The 25,918-nt window shown below is 41.0% G+C and carries 16 protein-coding genes; 7 read left to right on the top strand and 9 right to left on the bottom strand.

Annotated elements, in window-relative coordinates; all coding sequences use genetic code 11:
* Positions 1–7 precede the first annotated feature (7 nt).
* From ACESQI_RS07760 to ACESQI_RS07750, 3 genes are all read right to left on the bottom strand, one after another.
* Positions 8–1,999, bottom strand: coding sequence for a DUF3857 domain-containing protein (locus ACESQI_RS07760; RefSeq protein WP_025866738.1), 1,992 nt, complete (start codon positions 1,997–1,999; stop codon positions 8–10).
* Positions 2,000–2,010: 11 nt separating this feature from the next.
* On the bottom strand, positions 2,011–4,029 hold the full coding sequence (locus tag ACESQI_RS07755; protein ID WP_234130296.1) for a DUF3857 domain-containing protein: 2,019 nt from the start codon (positions 4,027–4,029) through the stop codon (positions 2,011–2,013).
* Positions 4,030–4,186: 157 nt separating this feature from the next.
* Complete coding sequence (locus ACESQI_RS07750; RefSeq protein ID WP_025866739.1) at positions 4,187–5,086, bottom strand: diaminopimelate dehydrogenase; 900 nt, start codon at positions 5,084–5,086, stop codon at positions 4,187–4,189.
* Positions 5,087–5,242: 156 nt separating this feature from the next.
* On the opposite strand from ACESQI_RS07750, the gene ruvA reads away from it, so the two are divergent.
* The 3 genes from ruvA to ACESQI_RS07735 are packed head-to-tail and all read left to right on the top strand — an operon-like array spanning position 5,243 to position 14,268.
* On the top strand, positions 5,243–5,839 hold the full coding sequence (gene ruvA / locus ACESQI_RS07745) for a Holliday junction branch migration protein RuvA (protein WP_002562440.1): 597 nt from the start codon (positions 5,243–5,245) through the stop codon (positions 5,837–5,839).
* Positions 5,836–13,227 carry a cell surface protein SprA gene (sprA, locus tag ACESQI_RS07740; RefSeq protein WP_373125674.1) on the top strand — a complete coding sequence of 2,464 codons (7,392 nt, stop codon included), beginning with the start codon at positions 5,836–5,838 and terminating at the stop codon, positions 13,225–13,227. Before ruvA ends, sprA begins: the two co-directional genes overlap by 4 nt.
* 51 nt (positions 13,228–13,278) lie before the next feature.
* Positions 13,279–14,268 (top strand): DUF3843 family protein, encoded by a 990-nt coding sequence (locus ACESQI_RS07735; protein WP_232302077.1) that lies wholly within the window; start codon positions 13,279–13,281, stop codon positions 14,266–14,268.
* 245 nt (positions 14,269–14,513) lie between these two features.
* Here the strand turns inward: ACESQI_RS07735 and ACESQI_RS07730 are convergent, their stop codons facing one another.
* The 6 genes from ACESQI_RS07730 to ACESQI_RS07705 all read right to left on the bottom strand — a co-directional run bounded on the left by ACESQI_RS07730 (position 14,514) and on the right by ACESQI_RS07705 (position 21,377).
* Positions 14,514–16,670, bottom strand: a complete 2,157-nt coding sequence (locus ACESQI_RS07730; protein ID WP_007487068.1) for a TonB family protein — start codon at positions 16,668–16,670, stop codon at positions 14,514–14,516.
* A 12-nt stretch (positions 16,671–16,682) separates the two neighbouring features.
* The gene (locus ACESQI_RS07725; RefSeq protein ID WP_007487070.1) at positions 16,683–17,045 is read right to left on the bottom strand and encodes a BlaI/MecI/CopY family transcriptional regulator; all 363 of its coding nucleotides are present in this window, start codon (positions 17,043–17,045) and stop codon (positions 16,683–16,685) included.
* A 117-nt stretch (positions 17,046–17,162) separates the two neighbouring features.
* Positions 17,163–17,372: an Arc family DNA-binding protein gene (locus ACESQI_RS07720; protein WP_195661356.1), complete on the bottom strand. Its 210-nt coding sequence runs from the start codon at positions 17,370–17,372 to the stop codon at positions 17,163–17,165.
* A gap of 134 nt (positions 17,373–17,506) precedes the next feature.
* Positions 17,507–18,445, bottom strand: coding sequence for an SPFH domain-containing protein (locus tag ACESQI_RS07715; RefSeq protein WP_007487074.1), 939 nt, complete (start codon positions 18,443–18,445; stop codon positions 17,507–17,509).
* A gap of 493 nt (positions 18,446–18,938) precedes the next feature.
* Positions 18,939–20,171: a PLP-dependent transferase gene (locus tag ACESQI_RS07710; RefSeq protein WP_007487075.1), complete on the bottom strand. Its 1,233-nt coding sequence runs from the start codon at positions 20,169–20,171 to the stop codon at positions 18,939–18,941.
* A 36-nt stretch (positions 20,172–20,207) separates the two neighbouring features.
* A complete protein-coding gene (locus ACESQI_RS07705) occupies positions 20,208–21,377 on the bottom strand; it encodes a MalY/PatB family protein (protein ID WP_007487076.1) in 1,170 nt (389 codons plus the stop codon).
* 186 nt (positions 21,378–21,563) lie between these two features.
* Between ACESQI_RS07705 and ACESQI_RS07700 the strand changes: the two genes are divergently transcribed.
* From ACESQI_RS07700 to rpiA, 4 genes are all read left to right on the top strand, one after another.
* Positions 21,564–21,983 (top strand): hypothetical protein, encoded by a 420-nt coding sequence (locus tag ACESQI_RS07700; RefSeq protein WP_002562430.1) that lies wholly within the window; start codon positions 21,564–21,566, stop codon positions 21,981–21,983.
* A gap of 74 nt (positions 21,984–22,057) precedes the next feature.
* Positions 22,058–22,843, top strand: coding sequence for a Cof-type HAD-IIB family hydrolase (locus ACESQI_RS07695; RefSeq protein ID WP_002562429.1), 786 nt, complete (start codon positions 22,058–22,060; stop codon positions 22,841–22,843).
* A 1-nt stretch (position 22,844) separates the two neighbouring features.
* On the top strand, positions 22,845–24,893 hold the full coding sequence (locus ACESQI_RS07690) for an AAA family ATPase (protein WP_195661354.1): 2,049 nt from the start codon (positions 22,845–22,847) through the stop codon (positions 24,891–24,893).
* Between the two features lie 285 nt (positions 24,894–25,178).
* The gene (gene rpiA / locus ACESQI_RS07685) at positions 25,179–25,886 is read left to right on the top strand and encodes a ribose 5-phosphate isomerase A (protein WP_025866746.1); all 708 of its coding nucleotides are present in this window, start codon (positions 25,179–25,181) and stop codon (positions 25,884–25,886) included.
* The last annotated feature ends 32 nt before the right edge of the window (positions 25,887–25,918 follow it).

Raw genomic sequence — 25,918 nt, 5'->3', positions numbered from 1 at the left:
GATCACTTTACAATTTTTTTAGTACTACTGTTTCATTATTCTTTTCTGCTATTACTTTCCAGAAGTGATGCAGTCCGGCATACTCTGTTGGTAGATAAAGCAATTTGCTGGAGTTGAATATATAATTGATTGTTAGTTTATTGCCTTGTACGGCAATATTGTAACGACACATGCCTTGACCATCTTCAGTTTTTATCTGTAGTGCCTCAGGCAGTTCATCTACTGCATATCCTTCAGGGATGGTCAGATTAACGGACAATGTGATTTGTTCTGCATAGGGATATTCTACAGGAAGCTTTCGTTCGGTTTGAGTGAAGGGATTCTTTTCTGTGTGCAGAAACACGAGCGGGTTTAAGTAAATGAAGTTGTCGTTGACGGTAGCTTGCTTTTCAAATATGATAGTTTCTTTGACTTGCGGAGAGAACTTGTTGATACCTTGTGTATTGAATACACTTATTTTTACGTCTTCTTTCGATGCCAGTTCGTTAACAAATTCTGTACTGTCTTTGGCTGTCTGATATTTTTTTCTGAAGGTAGAGGCATATTGTCCCATATAGCTTGTGTTACGGCTACCGTATATTTTACCATCCGGGCTGATAACTGCATTTACCATAGAGCGTAATTGATTTTTACAGGTTTGACTCAAATCGACCCATCTGCTTTGGCGACCTCCTATTATTGCCCGTGCCCGGTTTACCATTAGCACGGGAGGAAGTACATTCAGGTAGCCATGGGTTACTGAACCGTCCAGATAGACAAGTGTACTGTCTGTATTGGCTATACCTACAATGAAGGTATTCAGTTTCTGTATGCTAGGGTGTGCGTAAGGAAGTATTCCCATACTGCGGCGGCTCATAACTATCGGGAAAGAGGGAATGCCTGCATCCTTGAGCATGCTCATCAGGATGAAGTTGATTTCGGCATTGTTACCTATACCTTCTTTTACTGTTTTTTTACTTTTACCTCCATAAAGTGCATATTCTTCATTCCAGGATATTTTCTTTTTTAATAAAGTGTAAATAGCAGCTATTTTTTCTTCATTACTTTTTAAGTTATCTAAGTTTAAGGCAGCCATTTCTTCCCGGTATGGATTCTGTATTTTAAGTTGTCCGCCAAATTCACTGTCATCCAGTAATGCTTCATCTATATTCTCCCAGGTTTGGGTAAATGATTTATAGAGTGCTCCCGGAAAATCAAGTCCACCCAATTCAAGATTGACCTGTGTACCGTAATCTTCTACGCACCAGATGTAATTATCATCATGCAGGCCCGGTAGCTTGTTACCTTTGAAACACAAATGCCGACCGTTACATTGAAATACTTGCCCTCCGATAACGAGATTGACGCCAACTGTTTCATCCTCGGTTTGCAGTTGCTCTGTTCCGTGCATATCCAGGTTGAATTTGAAATATTCGGGCACGGTGATATCATATTCTGTATAATGAACAGGAATAGACTGTTGGGCACTCCAGTTATTTATATGGAAATAGAAGTCGGACAATATCTTATATCTGTATTCAATGACGGTTCCCGGTTTTACGTTAGGAACAGAGAATTTAACTTGCATGTATTTATCATTGAGGCGTTCTTTAAAGATGAATTCGCGTTTCATTTTCGTACGTACCGTTTTGCCCTCCTCTATATTATAGGCGAAAGCATCTATCTGACTTACTATTTCTTTCATGGAACTCCCTTTCTTGTCCTCATAATACGGTATGACAACATTGGCAAAAGAGGTTCCCTCTGGTTTGAGTACTTTGATTTTAGTTTCATAAATGTAGTTGATCCGGAAGTCATTATTGACAACATCATAGAAAACATTCGTCTTCTTGCAGAGTACTACGGCTGCGGCCGTGGTGTCCGGTTCGTAAACTGTCATTTTGAGTTCTTCGTCCGAGGGCTTTCCGAATTTCGTATTAACCTCCGGGGTCGTTGTTTCTTGTCCCAAAACACCGCTTGCTATGAAACAGGTGATAACAATGAATAGTGTGCGTTTCATTTCTTATATGTTTAAAGTTTTTTGAGTACAATGAGTGCATTGTTTTTTTCGGCAGTGGCGGCCCACAATGCTTGTAAATTAGGATATTCCGCCGGTTCAAAATGAAGCTGTTTCACTATAAACATATATTTCAACCGAATGATTCTTTCCTCTTTTTCGATGTAGTAATGACAACTGACCCCCTTCTTTTCGGTAATATATACCTGGCTTTTGGGAATTTCTTCTATTTGATATCCTTCAGGCAATATGAGGGTGTTTGTTACGGTGTACATATAGGCTTGAGGCAAGTCTATGGGCATTACTCTATCTGCCTGTATAAAGGGATTTTTGCTAATATGGGTAAATAACATCGGATTGATATACAGGTATTCTTCGTTGGCATTGTCTGCTTTCCGGGTGAATTGTATAGCTTCATAAACAGAATTATTGGCTGCATCAATCTTTTTTTGTGTGTAATTTGTAATGTGACAATCATTTTGGGCTTCGTGTTTTCTTATGAAATCTATACTGTCTTTGGCCTGCTTATACTGATTGATACGGTCGAATGCAAAATGGCCTGTACGTTTAATTTCTTGTGTTCCTGTGAGCAACTGTTCGGGTGTCAATGTTGCACGGATTGTCATGCTAATTGTATTATTGGGGATTCGGGTAAGGTCTACCCACTTTTCCTGGTCACTTAACTTGTTGACAATCCGGGCTTTTTCTACAGTTAATTTTTCGGGCAATACATTTGGGAAAACTTCCGGCATAGAACAGTCAAGATAGATAATCTTTTGTTTGTCAGTATGTATAGCCACTACAAAAGTGTTTAGTTTTTGTAGGGATGGATAATGAATGGGAAGTCTTCCCGTATTACGCATACGTAATACTACGGGCCATGCTTCAATGCCACAATCACGCAACATATTTATAAAGATAAAATTAAGGTCGGCATTACTTCCTGTTCCTTTTTTTATCGTTTTTTTAAGATCGGGGCTATAGAGTTTGTACTCTCCGTTCCATGTCATTTTTTGTTTTAGTAGTTTAAAGGTAGCTTCCACTCTCTTTTCAAATGGCATATCTGTTAGTTGTAACGCTGCCATTTCCTCATGGTAAGGATTAAACAGGAAAAGCTGTTGGCCGAAATCTTCAAAATCTTCTTTCAGTAAGAAGTTATCAATATCTTCCCAGGTTTGAGTATACGACTTATAATTTTCGCCTTGTTTCACTCCTTGCAGATCAAAAGAAACACTTACCTTGTGGTCATTGCTACACCATATATATTCTTCGTCATTGGGTAATGCCGGAAGATGGTGTGCAGTAAAGGTGAGTTCGCGTGCGTGTACCGAGAGAGTTTTTTTGACTTGTCCCAATCCTCCTAAAGTAGTATGTTCTATTGTGTATCCACCATCTTTCTCTTTTACTTTTATTCGGTCTCTGCCTTGCATTTCGATGTTGAAGATAAAGATATTGGGTATCAGGATACTGTATTCACTGTATATTGTAGGAATTTCTGTTTGCATCACCCAGTCTTCCAGTTGAAGATAATAATCGGATGCCTGTTTATAACGGTATTCAATTACAGTTCCTTCTTTTACGGCAGGTATGGAAAACTTGAGTTGCATATACCGTTCATTGATGCGCTCTCGTACGATAAAGTTGTTTTTAGTGGTTGTCTTTACTCGTTTACCATTTTCCAGATTGTAGGCATAAGCTTCCAGATCATAGATATTATCTCTATTCTCTGAGGTCTGTTCCGGTGCATAATAGGGGATATTGATGTCGGCATATTGTTTGCCTTCTGACTTTAGTATCTTTATTTTCACACTACGTTGTGTGATAAGTACGAATTCATTATTAGTATATCTGTAATTGCTTTTCCCTATATCATATAATACAATGGCTGTTGCTGTGGTATCGGGTTCGTAAACAGTCATTTTTAGTTCATTATCCGATGGTTTTCCAAATTTCAAGGTCGGCTCTATCGTATGTCCGGAAATGTGCAAATTGAAGAAGAATACCAGAAATTGTATAGTTAGTGTGTATTTCATAATTATTTGTGTTTTTGTTAATATTACAAATATATGTAAAAAGACATAATAACGGTTCTTTTCAGTATTTTTTTTGTAAAAAAGGAGTAAAAAGCAAAGGGATTGCTCATTTTTTGAGCAATCCCTTTGCATGAATGTAGAGTTCGGCTATTATTATTTACACCAGGTGGCCGATCCATTCTTCGCGATCACCCGGGAGAAGATCAATTACGGGAATTTCAATCATCGTGTAGCATCCCGGTTGTTGACGCATAGAAGCGCGGGCAACACAAACCAGAACCTGTGCTGTCAGGGCAGGGTTATTGATGCGCATATTGAATTCAAATAACTGATTTTGTGTTTTACCGGATACACCTTTACGGGTCAGGTTTACGCCATGCCCCATGTCAAGAAGTGCGTCGACGTTAGGTACTTGTTGTACGTGAGTTTCGTCGTTTACAAAATAAGCGTCAGATTTGATTGCAGCAGCCACTTCATCAAATTTGTAGCCATCTTTCAGCTCGATGTATACCATACGGCGATGGATTCCGGTTCCGGTAGGAATAGTCATTGAAAGGGCGGCTTTTACTCCGTCAATAGCTTTTACTGCTACGGTATGTCCCATGCTCATGCCCGGACCAAAGTTTGTATAAGTGATGCCTTTGGGAGCAATGGCTTCCAGCATAGTGCGTACAATGGAGTCGCTACCCGGATCCCAACCTGCTGAGATGATAGATACAGCTCCGTGTTCTTTTGCAGAAATACTGAGTTCACGGCGAAGTGCGGTAATACCTGTGTGAATATCGAAACTATCTACTGTATTGATTCCTAATGCTAAAATTTCTTTGGCGTATGTTTCTACGCTACGGGTAGGGGTACAAAGGATTGCTACATCTACTCCCTGCAGTTCTTTTATATCTTTTACTACGGCGTAATCATTTAGTTCGGTTGGTTTGTTTTCAGCTCCTGCGCGGCGAACTACACCTGCTATTTCAAAGTCCGGGGCTGCCTGAAGGGCTTCCAGTACATAACGGCCAATATTACCATAACCAACAATGGCTGCTCTTACTTTTTTCATTCTTTTATGGGTTTCGTTTAACATATTTCTTTTTTTATGCTGCAAAAATAATCATTTTTTCTGTTTCTGTCGGTGAAATGGTTGTTAAAGTTAGTTTTTGTTACTCAAGGTTAGTGAAGCACAATATTTGTCGTGCGCGTGCGTTAATAAAGTATTATGATAGAATACGTCAAAGGCGAGATTGCCGAACTTAGTCCGGCAACAGCAATAATCGATTGTAACGGTTTGGGGTATGCCGTGAATATTTCATTAAATACATACTCTGCAATTCAAGGGAAAAACACTTGTAAACTATATATTCATGAAGCCATTCGCGAAGATGCGTATGTGCTGTATGGCTTTGCTGATAAACAGGAACGTGAACTCTTTTTGTTGTTGATCTCTGTATCGGGTATTGGTGGCAATACGGCACGAATGATTCTTTCGGCACTTTCGCCGTCGGAGTTAGTTAACGTTATCAGTACGGAAAATGCTAATTTGCTGAAGACTGTGAAGGGGATCGGATTGAAAACTGCACAGCGTGTGATTGTAGATTTAAAAGATAAAATAAAGACTGCTGCGCCAGTAGCAGGGGGAGGGCAGAGTACTTTGCTGTCTGCCATGAATACGGAAATACAGGAAGAAGCTGTTGCTGCATTGACGATGCTTGGGTTTGCTGCGGCTCCCTCACAAAAGGTAGTACTTGCCATTTTGAAGGAAGAACCTGATGCTGCTGTAGAACAAGTGATAAAACTGGCCTTGAAGAGATTATGAGAATGATGTGCCAATATGCTAATGTATCGATGTGCCAATGTGCTGTGCTGTTATATCGCAGGTTCGTTGGCACATTGGCACATTGGCATATTGGCATATTGGCACATTACTCCATTGTCATATTATTCTTATTTTTAGGAAGTTTGCCTGTTGCAGCGCAGATACTGCAACCTATGCCCATTGTTGAGGAAAAGGTAGAGTATGATGCATTGACCAATCGCTATTTGATCCGTACTATTATCGGCGGGCAGGAAATGGACGTTCCTATCATAATGACTCCCGCTGAGTACTTAGATTGGAGTATGAAACGCTCCATGCAGAATTACTACCGTCAGCGTAATGACTCCGTATTTTCTAAGGGAAAAGAGGAGTTTGACTTTACGAATATGAAATTTAATCTTGGTCCGGCTGAAAAAATATTTGGTCCGGGTGGTGTTCAGATTCGTACTCAGGGAAGTGCAGAACTCAGTTTGGGAGTAAAGTACAACAATGTTCAGAACCCTACTTTGCCTGAAAGTATGCGTAAAACCTGGGGATTTGATTTTGATGAGAAAATTAATATTAATGTCAATGGTAAGGTCGGGGATAAGGTAAACCTTGACATGAATTATAATACGGACGCTACTTTTGACTTCGACAGTAAAAAACTGAAACTGAAATATGAGGGCAAAGAGGATGAGATAATAAAACTGCTTGAAGCGGGTAACGTGAGTATGACTACCGGCAACTCGTTGATACGCGGTGCTACTTCTTTGTTTGGTGTGCGTGCCGATTTACAGTTTGGAAAGTTAAAGTTGCAAACAGTGATCAGCCAGCAGGAGAGTGAATCAAAAACCGTTAATAGTAAAGGAGGGGCACAGACCATTCCTTTTGATTTCTCAGCAGATGAATATGATGAGAACCGGCACTTCTTTCTGGCACACTATTTTCGCGATACGTATGACCATAATATGGCACAATTACCTAATATTCTTTCCGGAGTGAAAATTAACCGGGTTGAGGTTTGGGTAACGAATAAGCGAGGTAATTATGAGAACCCGCGTAATATTGTAGCTTTTACGGATTTAGGAGAGTCTCAAGCCTATATTAGTAAGGGAGCTCCGTGGATCGCAATCTCTAAGGACACCCTTCCACCTGCTAATGGTGATAATAATCTTTATCAGCAGATGACAAGCACCTATAGTGCTGCACGTAATATAAGTGCAGTAAATTCTGTGATAGGATCCATTCCTGGGATGGAAAGCGGCATGAATTATGAAAAGATAGAGACGGCCCGGTTGTTGACTTCCTCGGAGTATACAGTGAATACTACTTTAGGTTACATCTCTTTAAAACAGACTTTACAATCAGATGAAGTACTCGCTGTAGCTTTTGATTATACCATTAATGGAAAGACCTATCAGGTCGGTGAGTTTTCATCCGATATCAAGGAGACATCCGACTGTCTTTTCGTTAAACTGCTAAAAAATACTTCCAACTCTCCGGATGCTGCTTGCTGGGACCTGATGATGAAGAACGTTTACTCACTGAATGCCTATCAGGTACAGAAAGAAAAATTTACATTAAATATTACTTATCTGAGTGACACCACCGGAGTTTATTTACGTTATATTCCGGAGGGTAAGATCAATAAGATACCTTTACTTAAAGTAATGAATCTGGATCGCTTGAATAGTAAGAATCAGCTAGGAGGTGACGGCTTTTTCGATTTTGTGGAGGGATATACGGTCAATGCACAGAATGGCCGTATCTTTTTTCCGGTAGTAGAGCCTTTTGGATCGTATCTGGAGACAAAATTTGATAACCCGAACATTGCTAAGAAATATGTTTTCAAGGAATTATATGACTCTACTCTTACCGTAGCGCGTCAGTTGGCTGAGAAGAATAAATTCCGTTTACAAGGTGAATATCGTGCTTCGTCTGCCAATGAAATACGTCTTGGTTCGATGAATGTGCCACGGGGATCGGTACGTGTTACGGCCGGTGGACGGACACTGACTGAAAATTCCGACTATTCGGTCGATTATACAATGGGAGTAGTTACGATTCTCAATCAGAGTATTATTGATGCCGGAACTCCTATCAGTGTAAATCTCGAAAGCAATACATCTTATAATATGCAGCGTAAGACAATGCTGGGATTGAACTTTACGTATGATTTTTCGCCTGATTTCCAGTTCGGAGGTACTGTGATGTATCTGAAAGAGAAACCACTGACTACCAAAGTGGCTATGGGAGACGAACCTATATCGAACACCTTGTGGGGGTTGAATGCCTCCTGGAAACGTGAAAGCCAATGGTTAACTAATATGGTAGATAAGTTGCCGTTTGTGGAGGCTACTGCTCCTTCCAATATTAATCTCGGATTGGAATTTGCTCAGCTTCTTCCGGGACATGGGGGAGGATTGCAGGACAACTCTTCTTATATAGATGATTTTGAGAGTGCACAAAGTGGTATCGATCTGCATCAGCCTTTGTATTGGCAACTCTCTTCTACACCCTTTAAGGCAACGGGACCTGATAATCTCGAATTGTTTCCCGAATCGAGATTGTCTGATAGTATTCCCTATGGAAAGAATCGTGCTTTATTGGCATGGTATCATATCGACGGATTATTTACGCGCCGTAACTCTTCACTTACTCCGACACACATAAAGAATGACCTCGATCAACTCTCGAATCATTATGTTCGTGAGGTGTACGAATCTGAGTTGTATCCCAAAAAGGAGCTGAATAATATGGAAGCATCTACTATGTCTATATTGAATGTGGCTTACTACCCTCAGGAACGTGGTCCTTACAATCTGGATAGAGACCTTGACGAAAATGGTAACTTGCTGGAACCGGAAAAGCGGTGGGGAGGTATGATGCGTAAGATTGAAACAACCGATTTTGAGAAGGCCAATATTGAATATGTTGAATTTTGGTTGCTCGATCCTTTTATTTATGCAGATGGAGATGAACCGGGAGCGGATAATACACGTAGAAAAAATGCTCGGAGTACAACAGAGGGCGGATATCTGTATCTTAATTTAGGAGATGTATCTGAGGATATCCTGAAAGATGGTAAGAAGTTTTTTGAAAACGGTTTGCCTATTGATGGTGATGAATCAAAAGTAGACTATACAAACTGGGGGCGTGTTCCTAAAGATCGTAGCCTTGTATATGCTTTTGATAATACGGCAGGAGCACGCAAAAAGCAGGATGTCGGATTGAATGGACTTTCGGTAGAAGATGAACGTGCTTATCCTACTTATGTTAAGTATTTGGAAGAAATCCGGCCAAAATTGAATGCTTCTGTTTTTGAAAAGTTCTACGAGTCGCCTGCAGGTGATAAATATCATTATTTCCGGGGTTCCGATTACGATGCAGAGGAAAAGAGTATTCTCGAACGTTACAAATATATCAATAATACCGAAGGGAACTCGGCCGCTAATGAAGATTCTCCTGAGGGGTATCCGACGGCTGCTAAGACTTCTCCTGATATAGAAGATATTAATCAGGATAATACACTTTCGGAAACAGAAAAATATTTCCAGTATCGTATTCATCTGACTCCATCTGAATTGAAAGTGGGTACGAACAATATTACCGATAAGCGTGTCACTAAAGTGAAATTGCGTAACGGCCAAACGGAAGAGGTGACCTGGTATCAGTTTAAAGTGCCAGTACGCAGTGGTACACCTGTTGGAAGTATCAGAGATTTCAAGTCGATACGGTTTATGCGTATGTTCCTTACCGGGTTTTCTAAACCTGTGATTTTGCGTTTTGCCACTCTCGAACTGGTACGTGGTGATTGGCGTACGTATACAGATCCGTTGTACAACCTTCAGAATCCTGCACCTACAGTGACAGGTACCTTGGATGTTTCAACCGTTAATATTGAAGAGAATGGGGATAAGACACCTATTAACTATGTGATGCCTCCGGGTATTAGTCGTGTTATTGATCCGGGACAACCACAGTTGCGTCAGCAAAATGAACAGGCTATGAGCTTGAAAGTTGAAAACCTTGCGCCGGGTGATGCACGTGCTGTTTACAAAAATTCTACGATGGATATGCGCCAGTACCGCCGGTTGAAGATGTTCACTCATGCCGGGGCTTTAACAGGCGATGTAACTGACCCTAAAGACGGAGAATTATCTGTTTTCATTCGTCTGGGTTCCGATTATAGTTCTAACTTTTATGAGTACGAAATCCCGTTGAAGCTAACTCCGGCAGGCAATTATAATGGAGACTCAGATGTTGATAAACTGATAGTATGGCCTAAAGATAATATGCTGGATATTGCACTTTCTGTGTTTACTGACATAAAGAAGAAGCGCAACCAAACAAAGAATAATTCGCTTTCAGGGGTAAGTTATGGAAAGCTTTATTCTGAATATGACCCTGACAAACCAGCCAATAAGGTAAGTATCATAGGTAATCCGTCACTTGCAGAGGTGAAGACGATGATGATTGGTGTGCGCAATAATTCACGTGCCAAGAAGTCGGCAGAAATCTGGGTAAACGAATTGCGTCTGTCCGATTTTGACGAAGAGGGTGGCTGGGCAGCACAGGGAAATATGAATGTGCAGTTGTCGGATCTTGGAAGTATCAGTATGGCGGGACATGTAGAGACTGCCGGTTTTGGTGGACTGGAACAGAGTGTAAGCGAACGTCGCCTGGATGATTATTATCAATACCAGTTTACTACTACGTTTGAGTTGGGACGTTTTTTCCCGAAGGCTGTGAAACTTAGCGCACCGGTCTATTTTTCATATTCCCGTGAAAAGACTTCTCCCAAATATAATCCGTTGGATCAGGATATGCTGTTGAAAGATGCGCTGGATGCTTTGTCTACAAATGCCGAACGAGATTCATTACGTAATATCGCTAATACGATAACGACCTATAAGAATTTTAGTTTGAGTAATATGCGTGTGGGAGTTACCAGTAAGAATCCGATGCCTTATGATCCGGGGAACTTCACAATGAGCTATAGTCGCACGAACAGACATAATCAGGGTAGTACCACTGTCTATGAGAACGAAACGGACTGGCGGGGGGCACTTTCTTACAATTATGCTCCTGTATATAAAGCCTGGGAACCGTTCAAAGGATTGAAGAGTAAATCAAAATGGATGAAGTTCGTTAAAGAACTCAATTTGAGCTATCTGCCGCAGAATATCTCTTTCAATACGGACATGAACCGGCATTACTATGAACTTCAGTTGCGTGATATGGAGAACCTGAGTGATCCGGCAGAAATACCAGTTAGTGTGGCAAAGGATTTTCTTTGGAATCGTGACTTCTCTTTGCGTTGGGATCTGACTAAAAATCTTCGTATGAACTTTACGTCAGCTACTCATGCTGAAATAGAAGAACCCTACGGAGTGGTGAACAGAACGCTTGATCCGGATGAATATGAAGCAAAGAAAGATACAATACGGCGTAGTCTGCTTAGTTTCGGACGTCCGATTGATTATCAACAGACATTTAATGCTACGTATAAATTGCCGTTTGATAAGTTCCCTGTTACAGACTGGATGACAGCAGATACGCGTTTCAATTCTTCTTATAGCTGGGATCGTGGTGTCTCTCTATCTGATGGAAAAGAAATGGGTAATACAATTGCAAACCAACGGACTTTTGATGTGAATGGGCGTCTCAATTTGGAGACTTTATATAATAAGGTGCCTTTTCTTAAAGAGACAAATCGCCGTTTTGCTACTACCTCTTCGACGCGTCGTCCTAATAATCGGCAGAAAGCAAAACCTAAACGGTATGAAAAAGAGATACAGTTGAAGAAAGATACTACTATAACCGTTCGTCACAGTTTAGGTTCGAAAAAGCCTAAGGTTTCAGCACTGACGGTTGATGGTGATCGCTATCCTATTCGCTATAAGGTGATAGATGCTAATACGATCCGTATTGAAACCAGAGATAGTGTCCGGGTGAAACTGACGGCTATCCAAGGGCCGAAGCCGGAGGATAATCCCTGGTATAAAATAGCGCAATCGGCAGCACGCGTCGCTATGATGGTGCGTAATGTAAGTATTACATATAAGAATACATATGCTATGACTTTGCCGGGTTTCCAGCCTGAAATAGGGGATATGCTTGGACAAACGAGAGGGAGTTCCGGTTTCGCTCCCGGTCTTGATTTTGCTTTTGGTATGACAGGTGGAGATTATATTGATAAGGCAATCCGGAATAACTGGCTTATTCAGAATAATTCTAATATAGAGCCTGCCACTACTAATGCTCAGGAAGATCTACAGATACGTATGACCCTGGAGCCTTTGCGTGATTTGAAGATAGACCTTAATGCAGGGCGCACACGCAATGACTCCCGCTCTATACAATTTATGTACGATGGAATGCCCGAGGTACGAAGTGGTAACTTTAATATGACTGTTATAACGATTGGTAGCTCTTTTGAACGACATAATCCATCCAATGGATATTCCTCGTCTTCTTTCAATCGTTTCTTAGGAAATCTGGATGTGATTCAAAAGAGAGTAGAACAATTGTATCAAGGCGTTTCCCTTCCGGGAATGGAGCATTATCCGCAGACTTTTAATAGTATTAGTAAATACAATTCGAGTGTGATGATACCTGCCTTCCTGGCGGCTTATACGGGTAGGGATGCGGGTAAAAGCTCGCTGGATATTTTCCCGGGAATACTTTCGATGATGCCCAACTGGCGTATAACTTATAGCGGACTGAGTAAACTTGAATTTTTCAAGAAGTACTTCAAGAGTGTCACCCTGACCCATGGTTATCGTAGTACTTATAGTGTGGGTAGTTATAGTACTTTCCAGAGTTTCCATAGTTATATGGGCGATCTGGGATTTGTAGACGATGTACAAACAGGTATCCCTGTTCCTTCATCTATATACGATGTTTCAGCTGTTTCTATCAATGAGCAATTCTCTCCTTTATTTGGAGTGGATGTTACTTTTAAAAATGGTATCACTACCAAAGTGGAGTACAAGACTACGCGTATTCTGAATCTTAGCCTTGCTGCCAATCAGGTAGTAGAGAGTGGAACGAAGGATTTTGTGGTAGGCATGGGTTATAAGATTATGGGACTGGAACTCTTCCCCGGGCGTAATACGAAGAACTCTAAGAATAAAATAAGTAATGACCTTGCTTTGCGTGCGGATGTATCTTTCCGCAATCAGTTTGCACTTTGCCGGGATATTCAGCAAGTCACTACGCAGGCTACCAGTGGTAACAAAGCACTCAAAATATCTTTCTCTGCGGATTATACGCTCAGCCGCTTACTTAGTGTGAGTCTCTATTATGACCGTCAGAAGAACACCCCGCTTGTGTCTGCTTCCTCCTATCCGGTGACCAGTGCTGATTTCGGTATGCGTCTGAAGTTCTCACTCACGCGATAGTATGTTTTGAAAATCATTACCTTTGTCTACGTAAAAAATAAACGTATAGTTATGATAAAAAATAAAAAGATACCAATGGCCTTATGGCTACGGAGCCATTCCCGTACAAGGGTTACTTCTACTGACGGATGGTATCTGCGATTTGCTGATGAACTTTTTTCACTGATCGCCTCTTCCCGGTTGTATACAGATAAAACACCGGAAGATATACAAAATGTTGCTGTCTTGCTTACTATATATCTGGAAGACAGTATTGCAAATGATGGTGGCTGGAGACGTTTTAGTGATTTATGTTATAAGTTATATAGTCGTAATCTCCCTTTTTATGAAATTCCGGCAGATTATGTCTCTGATGAGATAAATGAAGTGGATATTGCCTTTGTACTGTGGAAACTTAATTCAAATGATGATGATGAAGCAGTCATTGCCAATCCTTTTGATGAAAAGATATTAGAATTGGCAAATAATGTATATGAGGCAATGGATGTTGTTTTTGAACAAGCGCCAATTTGTGAAATTCCTTCCGATGACTGGGTATTGCCTGCTGAGCAATTGTTGAAGGAAAGAACAGAAATACCTTCTATACAGACGGATACAGCCTTGCCGGAAAGCGTGAGATTATTTTTGGCTGCTACAGGAGGAGAGCAACTTATGTATTTCCCGCATTATGAACAGATGGAGGCTTTTTTTGTGAAACATTTGCACTGGAGTCGGACAGATATACCGGATAAGCTGGATGCGGAGTTTGGTAATACGGTTGTTTTTGCTAACCCCAAAGGAATTCTCGTAGCACCTGGTGTGGCATGGTTCTTTTGTGATAAGCGTAATGAAGTGGCATATGATAAGGAAATGGCTATGAAAGAGGGTTACAAGTTGTTTACGGATAAGGGGTATTGTCCGTTTGATTTGTTGAAATATGGTGTGGAACGGAATTTGTTCCCTGATGTCCGGTTGCCTTTTGAGAATGGAAAAGAAATATTAGGAAAGAACTGGGATTTTATTGCCCGTTACTTTCTGGGTGAATATTATGAAGGAACCTAATTATGACGATAAAAAATAATAATACCCGTTCAGGTGCTTCCCGCTCTAAAAGTAGCGAAAAAGCAAAGCCTACTGGGAAACGAATTGGAAAGTCAAAACCCGCTAAGGCGAACAATCAACTGAATAGACGGGTGAAATAATGTACTAAACCGGGAATTGTGTTAAAAGTTATATGAAACAAGGAATGGCGGACTCTATGTCCGGCACTCCTTGTTGAAACAATTAAGAGAGAGAGTATTTGTTTATTAATCAGCTTTTAGAGTAACAATAAGTGGAGTAGTGTTCTCTACTTTTACTTTCGCTGTTTTCATATCAATATAACTGATAGAAAGAGTTGAATTTTTAGGGGCATCCAATACGAAAGTTCCATCACGGTCTGCCACAGTACCGGTGGTGGTTCCTTCAATAAGTACACAGGCACCTACTACAGGGTTGCCGCTTGTGTCTTGTACTTTACCTGCTATTCTGATCTTTCCGTCCGATGGCATATTTACGCTTTGAACTTCTCCACGAACCCCACGGATGCGTATTCCTGTATCATTTGATCGGGTTATTATTCTTACTTCCGTTTTTCCGGATACATCCATAACTTTTACTCCATATGTGTTACCTTTTTCTGGGCGCAGTGCCTGGATTTCTGTAGCAGAAACAGGTTTGTCATTCAGAAAATAGGAAACGTCTTTAGCTTTCACATTATTTTCTTGATAGAGGGCATCTAATCTTTCACCTAAAGTTTTTGCTGGTTTTTCTTTTTGGGCCGCATATTCTTCTTTGGTTTTCAAATTTATCAGAATAACACCATTCGCTCCGCGTGCACCATAAATAGCAGTTGCCGAAGCATCTTTCAGTACAGAAATAGATTCTATCCAGTCCGGATTTATCGCATTCATCATATTATTACTAACTTCTTTGCCATCTACGATAATGAGCGGATAGTCTGTTTTTTCAATTGGAAAACTTTCTTTAATGGAAAATGAAGTACTCTTTTCCATACGAAATGCTATAGGGAGGGTGTACTGGGTAGCTACTGCTTTGCTTTTTCCTTTCTCGTCTGTTTTCTTGCCGGGGGTCCATTGCGGCATATTCTCTATTAACCGAAGGGCTTCTGCATCTAAGGAAGGATCTACGCTACGTGCGATTTTAGGAGAAGTCACTTTCCCTTTTTCATCTACTACAAATTGTACGATAACGCGCCCTTGTGTGCCTTTCTCTTTGGCTTCGGCCGGGTATTTCATATTCTTATCCAGATACTCCTTAAGGGCTTCTGTACCACCGGGAAACTCTGGCATTTCCTCCATATCTGACAGAGCGTCTTCTTTGGAAGAGATAGTAACGATAACGGCCTCTTTTTGTTTTGTTTTCACGGTATCCTTTATGGTAAGAGGTGCTGGAATAACTGTTGGATTTACTACGGTACTCTCAGCAGTAGGAATATTTTCTGCCACTTTCGTTTCTACAATTGCTGTCAAATCATTAACTTTGACGGCTGAAATCTCTGCAGCTTTTTCAGAGATCTCGGGACGGGCAAAGGCTGTTACTGTAATGGTTGCTAACGGGAGTACATACAGATACTTTAAGCGTGCCCATGGATTGGATTTTTCTTTTAACATCATAGTGATACGTTTTTTAAGTGTACTGTGATTAAAGCTGTTGGCCATAGAGTAGAGCCTTGTGCCGACAGCTTTTTTAATTAATAATAGTTGATATTGTTTTGCATCGACGCCTTCTTTAATAACCGTTTCATCTGCTTCATATTCATGAATGTTTTGCAATTCCTGTTTCAGTAACCAGGCTGCGGGATTAAACCATTGGAAGAATATGCAGACGTCTGCTATCAGTAAATCGATAGAATGACGGTTGCGGATGTGTGCTGTTTCGTGGATGAGTATTTCACGCCCGTTTTCCTCGATATCAGCACGGGAAATAACGATATATTTCATCCAGCTAAAAGGGGCTATCTCCTTATTATGTGTGATAACCTGTATACCGGAGTAATATTTTTCTTTTTTACCCGAACGGAGCAGTAGTAATAACCGGGTGAGTGAATAGAAATTTCGACAGGCAAAAAACAGAATACCTGCAAGGTAAATAATCAGCCCTATCTGTATGCCCGACAATGTGTTGCTATTAGCCTCTACAGGAGTAGTAACACTGACTGTGTCCTGATAGAAATTTGCCATTATCAGAAGTTGTTCAAGGGTGAGCATCGTTTTTGCCATTTCGGTGTGCTGGGTAGTAGTGACCTCAATCAGAGGAATGAGCAATGACAGGAGTAGAATCCCGAGCAGGGCAACCCTGTTGAAGCGGTGAAAGGTTTCTTTGCTTAGCAACAGTCTGTAGAATAGGTAGAACAATGCCAGGCAAATAGCTGATTTGAGTATGTAGGCAAAAAAGAGTCCCATAGTATTCGTTTTTTATTTGTTTGCTCGTTCTACTTCGTCAATGAGCTGCCTGAGATCATCAAGAGAGATATCTTCTTCCTTGACCAGTGAAGATACGGCACTAAGATAAGAGTTATTGAAATATTTGCTAATGACATTTTTTAAAGTACCCTTACGGAAAGCTTCTTCACTGACGATAGCGTAATATTGATAGGTATTGCCATAAGTATTGTGTGCAAGAAAACCTTTATCCTCCAGTCCGCGGACAATGGTGGACAGTGTATTGAAATGTGGCTTCGGTTCATTATAGAAAGCCAGCATCTCTTTTACAAATAAAGGGCCTTTTTCCCAGAAAAAACCCATGATCTCTTCTTCTTTCGCTGTTAGTCCTTTCATAACTTTATCTATGTTTAAGACAAAGAACGAAAAGTTTTAGTTCATAAACTAATTTTTGTAGTTAATAAAAACTAAAGAGATGATTTATACAGGGAGTCTGTTTAAACAACTTGTATTTTATGTATTTTCCTCTTCTTCTTCTTGTTCCGGTTTTGGATTCTTAGATTTTTTGATTCGTCCACTTTTCTTCAACGCTTCGGCAATGATCCACTGAAGCTGGCCGTTCGTACTACGAAACTCATCGGCTGCCCATTTTTCAATGGCATCCATTGTTTCGGCATCTACGCGCAGAACGAAACTTTTAGTTGAAGATTCTTTTTTAGCCACGGTACTTATTCCTGTTTTTATGTCCTACGCCCCATCATCAATGTCTGATAATGAGGCGCAGAGAGATTTATTATTTTATTATTCAAACACTCTGTTTGCAGCATTAGTGGTATTTGCCACGAAATTCATTCTGATTAATGATTCAATGTTCCGGTATTTACTACTGGTTGGGCAGCCTCATCAGCGCAGAGTACAACAAGCAGGTTACTCACCATTGCTGCTTTCTTGTCTTCATCCAGTTCAACAATTTCCTCCTCCGAAAGTTTATGAAGTGCCATTTTTACCATAGAAACGGCTCCTTCTACTATTTTTTCTCTTGCACTGATAATGGCTGACGCTTGTTGACGGCGTAACATGACTGCAGCAATTTCGGGAGCATAGGCAAGGTAGTTGATACGAGCTTCAACAACCTCCATTCCTGCCATAGCGAGCCGTTCGTTGAGTTTTTGCTCCAGTTGTTCGTTGATTTCTTCACCTCCGGAGCGTAGAGTAAGTTCTTCGACGTTGGATTCACTATCGTCATAGGCGTATTGTCCGGCTACCTGTCGGAGAGCGGCATCACTCTGTATCATCACGAAATTCTCAAAGGCATTCATACGACTGGCTACAGCATTACTACCGGTTGCCACGTTGGCCATGGTTTGAGAGTCTATCTCAAACATGGCTTTATAGGTATCTTTTAATTTCCATACGAGTACCAGTCCGATAAGAATCGGGTTTCCGATTTTATCATTTACTTTGATAGGTTCTATGTCAAGGTTACGAGCGCGGAGAGAAAGCTTTTTTGCATCCAGGAAGGGATTCATCCAAAAGAAACCGGTTTCTTTGAATGTACCTTTGTATTTGCCGAAGAAAACCATAGTACGGGCTTCGTTTGGTTCCAGGCGATTGAATCCAGGTATAAAAAGCATCGAAATAAGGATTCCCAAAAGTCCTGTAGTGACAGTGAAACCATTGGGGCGAACAATGAGAAAGAACGAAGCGATACTTACTCCCAGTAATAAAGCAATAATAAACAGCATGGCAAAACCATTCATCTTAAAGCCAGTGAAAAGAGTTTCTTTTGTTTCCATAAGTCGTGATTTTAGTGATATCATTTTGATATCACAAATATATCATTATTATTTTAGTATAAACAATGGAAAAGGAAGATATTCTTATATGTATTAATGTTTTTTATGAAGAAAGATTATAATAACGTAGTTAACTCGTTTTTGTACGGTTTTGAATGTATTTCACCACAGAGGTCGCAGAGGGCACAGAGTTTAAATTTTTATTGAAACGCAGATGAACGCAAATTCTCGCAAAGGGAAATAACGATAAAATAAAGAACTACAGTTTTTTAATCTGCGATCATCCGCGTTTCATCAGAGAAAATAATATCTCTGTGCCCTCCGTGTCCTCTGTGGTGAACTGATTCATTTCGGATCAGCTTTGAATAAAACTTGAAACAGACTTCTATATTTAGTATATAAAAATTCCACAGACTAATATTTTCTCACAATAAGTGAAATAAAATATTAGTTTGTGGAAAACGATATAATCCGTAGAATTTCTCAGGCAGGGTTATACTAATGCCTGGCTGATATCGGTTAGTAAGTCTTCTGCACTTTCAAGCCCAACCGAGAGGCGGATTGTTTTTGGACTGACATCCATGCTTTGCCGTTGTTCTTCGGTGAAAGAACCGTAGATAGTGCTGGCCGGATGAATGGCAAGTGTTTTATTATCAAATAAATTGGTTGCCCGCCGAATGAGCTGCAAGCGATTCATAAAACGGAAGCAGGCTTCGCGTGATGCAAGGTCAAATGTAAGCATAGCACCGGGATAAGCACCAAATTGTTTCGTACTTAATTGATAAAACGGATTGGATTCGAGGCCGGTATAGTTAACCGCTTCCACTTGAGGCAGGGTTTGCAGGCGTTGTGCTAACTGTAGGCAAGTGGCAGCCTGCCGTGCATAGCGTACTTCCATAGTTTCGATACCTAACGTCTGCATATAAGCAACCTGGGGAGTCATGTATGCACCTAAATTACGGTGGATTTCCTTACGTAACTTCGCAGTAAAGGTAGAAGCACCAAACTGATCTGCCATGGAACGAAGTTTTTTCGAGTTCCTCCAGTCGAAGGTGCCATAATCGAGAATAAGACCACCCAGACTGGTGGCTCCGCCAGAAATGTATTTGGTACTGGAAACAATCTCGATATCTACCCCGAATTCATTGGCATGAAAGATGTGAAACGGCACAACAGTAGTATCTGCTATCAAAGGAGCACCTATCTGGTGTGCTATGCCGGAGAGTACTTTTAAATCGGCTACTTCAAGCTGGGGATTGGTGATAACTTCAAGAAAGACGGCGCAGGTGTTTTCATCAACCTGAGCACGAACAGCTTCGGGGTTTGTAAGGTCGCAAAAGCGAACTTCAACTCCGAATGCAGCGAGCGTACTTTTAAAAAATGAATAAGTATTACCGAAAAGGTGGGCGGAAGTAACAATGTTGGCTCCTGCTTGTGCCAATGTGAAAAAGATATTGCTGATAGCCGCCATACCGGAATTCAATGCTGTGACGCTTAGCGCACCTGTGATTGTTTGAATACGTTTCTCAAAATACTGAACGGTGGGATTGGTTATTCGCGAATATGCATGATCTGCCGTACGTCCGCAAAAAGCTTCCTCCATAGCTTCCGCCGTATCAAATTCATAAGCAGCAGTATTATATACCGGCATGGAGAGTGAATGATAAGCATCTTCTTTATCAAAAGGAGTATGCAGAAGTTCCGCTTCAAAGCTGTTCTTATTCATTTTATCTTTAGTTATTAATTCTCTGTTTATTATTGTTTATCGGTTGTCACATGCTTTTTTCAATTGTTTTAATGCTTTTTCGAGCACACTGCGTGGGCAGGCTACATTGAGTCGCATGAAACCTTCACCTTCTTTACCAAACATAGTTCCGTCGTTTAGTGCAAGATGTGCACCGTCCACAAAAAGGTCTACCAACTCTTTTTGATTCAGTCCCAATGTTCTGCAATCAAGAAAAACGAGGTAAGAAGCCTGTGGACGAATCATTTTAATATTCGGAATATATTCGCTAAGAAAGGCATCTGTGAAATCGATATTCGACTGAATATAGGCAAGAACCTGATCGAGCCATTCGGTGCCGTTACTATAGGCGGCAGCTACACTAAGGTAAGCGAACAAGTGTCCTTCGCTAAGCTCGCTTGCCTCCATGTATTCCTGAAAACAGCGACATATCTCTTTGTTCTCGATGATGCAGTACGAGCTTGCCAGTCCCGGCATATTAAATGCTTTGCTGGGAGACATGAACACGAGTGAATTTTGACGTGCTTTCTCTGACACAAGTGCAAAAGTGATATGCTGATACGGTGGTAAGGTCAGATCGGCATGAATTTCGTCAGAGATGACGAGTGTCTTGCTTTCATAGCATATTTCAGCTATTTGTTCCAGTTCTTCCCGTGTCCATACACGACCTCCGGGGTTGTGCGGATTGCTAAGAATCAATAGCTTACATCCCTGTATGTCTTTACGGAAACGGTCAAAGTCAATATAATACTGTCCGTCACGAAGTACCAACGGACTATACACCACTTCACGCTTATTTTTCTCTGTTACCAGAAAAAAAGGATGGTATACAGGCGGCATCACCATTACTTTATCGCCCTTTTCTGTGAAACATTGTATGGCAAATGCCAATCCACGGACAATACCCGGCATAAAAGTCAGTTCTTCACGCTTAACTTTCCAGCCATGGCGACTCTGCAACCAATTGATAATGGAAGTATACCACTCTTCGCAGGCAAAAGTATAACCCAGTACTTCGTGTTCCAACCGTTTTCTCAAAGCATTCATTACGAAGGATGGAGTACGGAAATCCATATCCGCTACCCACATCGGAAGCAGGTCATTGCGTCCCCAGCGTTCGCTCACGGCATCCCACTTTACAGATTCCGTTCCACGGCGGTCTATTATTTCATCAAAATTATATTTCATCTTAATATTCTGTTTTAGTACTAATATGCTTGCAAATGTACAATTCATCTGTTGCATAATGAAAACAGAAGTAAGAAAATTAATCCGGAAAGAAAAAAATACCACAAATGTGGTAGGGGATATGCAGTATTTACTATAATTATGCATTTTCTAATAAAGAATGCTAACGTAAAAATATCTCATCCTATGAAAAAAATGTCTGTTATTCTCCTTTTATTGGGACTTATTGTTATTGCAGGATGCCATAATGATAAAGAAGAAGAGATTATTGTTTGTACATGTGATTTCCGCCAGATCAATATTCGTGCTGTTTATACCGATGGAACTCCGGTTATTTTGGATAAGTTTGAAACGATTAATTTAGAAACCGGACAAAAAATGGAGTTTGGTATGGATGCGTATTATAAAGATAGCGGGCAATATCCGGTCATGAACGATGATTACCGGAAGGAATTGGAAAATAAGCCCTTAAAAATCAAGTTTCTTGGTTATAAGAACGAACAAGTTGTTATAGAAGAAGCCTTTATTGTTTCTGCGGATGAATGTCATGTATATATGGTTGATGGAAACGATAGCGTCATTCTGCCATTACCCGATAAGCATTAACGTTCGCAAAGATTAAATAAAACCGCAGTCGTTCTACTTCTTTTTTGTACTTTTGTAGCATAAAAAGGAACACTATGACGAAAGCCCTGTTTTTTGATATCGACGGTACATTAGTGAGTTTTGATACGCACGCTATCCCGGTCTCTACTATCGAGGCGTTGATTGCCGCTCACAAGAAAGGAATTAAGATTTTTATCGCCACAGGACGTCCGAAAGCGATTATCAACAATTTGTCTGCCATTCAGGATCTTGGATTGATAGACGGTTACATCACTATGAACGGAGCTTATTGTTTTGTGGGTGATGAAGTTATTTATAAGAGTGCTATTCTTCCCGGTGAAGTACAGACATTGGCACAAATCTGTGAGAAGAAAGGATATCCTTGCATTTTTGTCAGCGAACACAACTTGTCTGTTTGTCAACCCAATGAACTGGTTCATCAGATATTTTACGACTTCCTGCATGTGAACAAGATGCCGGTGAAGACTTTTGAGGAAGCCATACAAGAAGAAATTTTTCAGATGACTCCGTTTATTACCGTAGAAGAAGAGAAAGAGATACAATCGTTGATTCCGAATAGCGAATCCGGACGTTGGTTTCCGGCTTTTGCAGATATCACAGCAAAAGGAAATACAAAGCAAAAAGGTATTGACGAGATGATTGCACATTTTGGTCTTAAACTGGAAGAGACTATGTCATTCGGTGACGGAGGTAATGATATCAGCATGTTGCGTCATGCTGCCATTGGTGTCGCTATGGGAAATGCCAAAGATGATGTAAAGCAGACGGCAGATTATATAACTGCTTCTGTAGATGAAGATGGAATTGCAAAGGCTTTGAAACACTTCGGAGTGATTTAGAGTGGGTGCAACAACAGTAGATACTAACAATAAAGAGTTTCAGGATGCCCTGAATCTTATCCAATATACCCGCCAGTCTGTCTTTCTGACAGGAAAGGCCGGTACGGGTAAGTCCACGTTTCTGCGCTATATCTGTGCCAATACAAAAAAGAAGTATGTAGTGCTTGCTCCTACCGGTATTGCTGCCATTAATGCAGGTGGAAGTACTATGCATAGTTTTTTCAAACTTCCTTTTTATCCTATTCTGCCGGACGATCCGAATCTGAGCCTTCAACGGGGGCGTATCCATGAATTCTTTAAATATACAAAGCCACACCGGAAATTGCTTGAGCAGATAGAATTGGTGATTATTGATGAGATCTCGATGGTGAGGGCGGATATTATTGATGCTGTAGATCGTATTCTGCGGGTATATTCCCGTAATTTACGGGAACCTTTCGGGGGGAAACAAATACTGCTTGTAGGAGATGTATTCCAGTTGGAACCTGTGGTGAAAAACGATGAGCGGGAGATATTGAATCGTTTTTATCCTACGCCTTATTTTTTCTCTGCACGTGTGTTTGGTGAGATTGACCTCGTGTCAATTGAGTTGCAGAAGGTGTATCGGCAGAGTGATCCGGTCTTTGTCAGTGTACTTGACCATATACGCAATAATACTGCCGGAGCAGCCGATTTACAACTACTTAATACACGATATGGTACACAGATAGAAGAGAGTGAAGAAGATATGTACATCACTCTCGCTACACGACGGGATAATGTGGACTATATCAATGATAAAAAACTGGCCGAACTTCCCGGTGATCCGGTAACTTTTGAAGGTGAAATAGAGGGGGACTTTCCGGAAAGTAGTCTGCCCACTTCCAAAGACCTGGTGCTGAAGCCGGGTGCACAGATTATATTTATCAAGAATGACTATGACCGCCGTTGGGTAAATGGTACTATCGGTACCATAGCAGGTATTGACGATGACGACGGAACGATTTATGTTATAACAGATGATGGGAAGGAATGTGATGTAAAGCTGGATTCCTGGAGAAATATCCGTTATCGCTATAATGAAGAAAAAAAGGAGATTGAAGAGGAGGTTTTAGGAACTTTCACCCAATATCCCATTCGCTTGGCATGGGCTATCACTGTACACAAAAGTCAGGGATTGACATTCAGCCGTGTGGTTATCGATTTCACCGGAGGAGTCTTTGCCGGAGGACAGGCGTATGTGGCATTGAGCCGTTGTACATCGCTGGAGGGCATTCAACTAAAGAAGCCGATTAACCGGGCGGATGTTTTTGTACGACAGGAGATTGTGAATTTTGCCCAGCGTTTCAATAACCGGCAGGCCATAGACAAAGCGTTGAAACAAGCGCAGGCAGATGTACAATATGTAGCTGCTGCCCGTGCTTTCGATCGTGGGGATATGGAGGAGTGTCTGGAACAATTCTTCCGCGCCATTCATTCACGTTATGACATTGAAAAGCCGGTTCCCCGCCGACTGATCCGTCGGAAGCTGGAAGTAATAAACACATTACGCGAACAGAACCGGCAACTGAAAGAGCAGATGCGGGCACAGCAGGAATATCTCAAGAAGTATGCCCGTGAATATTTACTTATGGGCAATGAATGTATCACGCAGGCACATGATGCCCGTGCTGCCCTTGCAAATTATGATAAAGCATTAGAGCTCTATCCTGACTACATAGATGCCTGGATTCGTAAAGGGATCACCTTATTTAATAATAAGGAATATTTTGATGCCGAAACTTGCTTTAGTACGGCTATACGCATTAGCCCTGCCAGCTTCAAGGCTTTTTATAACCGTGGGAAGCTTCGTCTGAAATCCGAGAATACGGAAGGAGCCATTGCCGATCTTGATAAGGCAACTTCATTGAAACCTGAACACCCTAAAGCGCATGAATTCTTTGGGGATGCTCTGTTGAAAGCAGGCAAAGAAGCGGAAGCAGCCCTTCAATGGCGTATCGCCGAGGAATTAAAGAAAGCGCTTTCCGCACGGGGAAGTACGCCAGGCGATGATAACAAAAGGGGTACTTAATTCGTTATTTATAGATAAACTTGTTTCAGTGTTATTTAAATTTGAACGGAAAGAAATCAAACTCATCACAGAGTGACACAGAGTAGTATTCCTCTGATTAAAATGCGGATGATCGCAAATGAACGCAGATTAAAAGACTGTAGTTCTTTATTATATATTTGTTTCCCTTTGCGAAAATCTGCGTTAATCCGCGTTTCATCAAAGATTTAAACTCTGTGGAACTCTGTGTTACTCTGTGGTGAAACACACTCAAAACTGGAAGTATAATAAACAAAATACATGATTATGGAATGGAGGAATAACTTGATTACCGGCTTGCAGTGGTCCGATGATATAATTAACAGGGAAGGCAAGGAACAGGTGGCACACCAATTGGCTGCACGGGTGAAAGACGGTGAAGTAATTGGTGCAGGTTCCGGTTCCACTGTCTATCTCACTCTTTTTGCCATAGCCGAAAGAATCCGGAAAGAACAGCTTCATGTTGAGGTGATTCCTGCTTCGATAGAGATTTCAATGACTTGTACGCAGTTGGGCATTCCACAGACAACTCTTTGGGAGAAGCATCCGGATTGGACTTTTGATGGTGCCGACGAGGTAGATCCCTTCCGCAATCTTATTAAAGGAAGAGGAGGAGCGTTGTTTAAAGAAAAACTATTGATAAAAAGCAGTGACCGGATTTTTATTGTTGTGGACGATAGTAAGTTTGTTTCCCGGCTGGGTAGTAAGTTTCCTGTTCCCGTTGAGGTCTTTCCTACTGCGATGGTGTATGTAGAAAATCAGTTGAAAGAACTTGGAGCCTCAAAGATTATCTTGCGCATGGCTAAAGGAAAAGACGGACCAATACTCACCGAGAATGGAAATTTTATTCTTGATACCTGGTTTGGGGAAATTGGTGAGTCCTTAGAAAAAGAGATAAAGAATATCACAGGGGTAATTGAAAGCGGACTTTTTATAGGATATGATATAGAAGTATTAGTCGCCAAACAAAAATAAGAATTGGGGTGCTTCCCGCACGGGGAGGTACG

The sequence above is a fragment of the Bacteroides sp. HPS0048 genome (assembly GCF_964240755.1).
GTDB classification, from domain to species: domain Bacteria; phylum Bacteroidota; class Bacteroidia; order Bacteroidales; family Bacteroidaceae; genus Bacteroides; species Bacteroides nordii.
Note: the sequence above shows the minus strand (reverse complement) of the source record. Positions and strands in the feature narration are given on the sequence as shown.

What these genes read in the sequence shown, in the direction of transcription:
- ACESQI_RS07760 (WP_025866738.1), bottom strand. Translation starts at nt 1,999, where the DNA reads ATGAAACGCACACTATTCATTGTTATCACCTGTTTCATAGCAAGCGGT.
- ACESQI_RS07755 (WP_234130296.1), bottom strand. Translation starts at nt 4,029, where the DNA reads ATGAAATACACACTAACTATACAATTTCTGGTATTCTTCTTCAATTTG.
- ACESQI_RS07750 (WP_025866739.1), bottom strand. Translation starts at nt 5,086, where the DNA reads ATGAAAAAAGTAAGAGCAGCCATTGTTGGTTATGGTAATATTGGCCGT.
- ruvA (WP_002562440.1), top strand. Translation starts at nt 5,243, where the DNA reads ATGATAGAATACGTCAAAGGCGAGATTGCCGAACTTAGTCCGGCAACA.
- sprA (WP_373125674.1), top strand. Translation starts at nt 5,836, where the DNA reads ATGAGAATGATGTGCCAATATGCTAATGTATCGATGTGCCAATGTGCT.
- ACESQI_RS07735 (WP_232302077.1), top strand. Translation starts at nt 13,279, where the DNA reads ATGATAAAAAATAAAAAGATACCAATGGCCTTATGGCTACGGAGCCAT.
- ACESQI_RS07730 (WP_007487068.1), bottom strand. Translation starts at nt 16,670, where the DNA reads ATGGGACTCTTTTTTGCCTACATACTCAAATCAGCTATTTGCCTGGCA.
- ACESQI_RS07725 (WP_007487070.1), bottom strand. Translation starts at nt 17,045, where the DNA reads ATGAAAGGACTAACAGCGAAAGAAGAAGAGATCATGGGTTTTTTCTGG.
- ACESQI_RS07715 (WP_007487074.1), bottom strand. Translation starts at nt 18,445, where the DNA reads ATGGAAACAAAAGAAACTCTTTTCACTGGCTTTAAGATGAATGGTTTT.
- ACESQI_RS07710 (WP_007487075.1), bottom strand. Translation starts at nt 20,171, where the DNA reads ATGAATAAGAACAGCTTTGAAGCGGAACTTCTGCATACTCCTTTTGAT.
- ACESQI_RS07705 (WP_007487076.1), bottom strand. Translation starts at nt 21,377, where the DNA reads ATGAAATATAATTTTGATGAAATAATAGACCGCCGTGGAACGGAATCT.
- ACESQI_RS07700 (WP_002562430.1), top strand. Translation starts at nt 21,564, where the DNA reads ATGAAAAAAATGTCTGTTATTCTCCTTTTATTGGGACTTATTGTTATT.
- ACESQI_RS07695 (WP_002562429.1), top strand. Translation starts at nt 22,058, where the DNA reads ATGACGAAAGCCCTGTTTTTTGATATCGACGGTACATTAGTGAGTTTT.
- rpiA (WP_025866746.1), top strand. Translation starts at nt 25,179, where the DNA reads ATGGAATGGAGGAATAACTTGATTACCGGCTTGCAGTGGTCCGATGAT.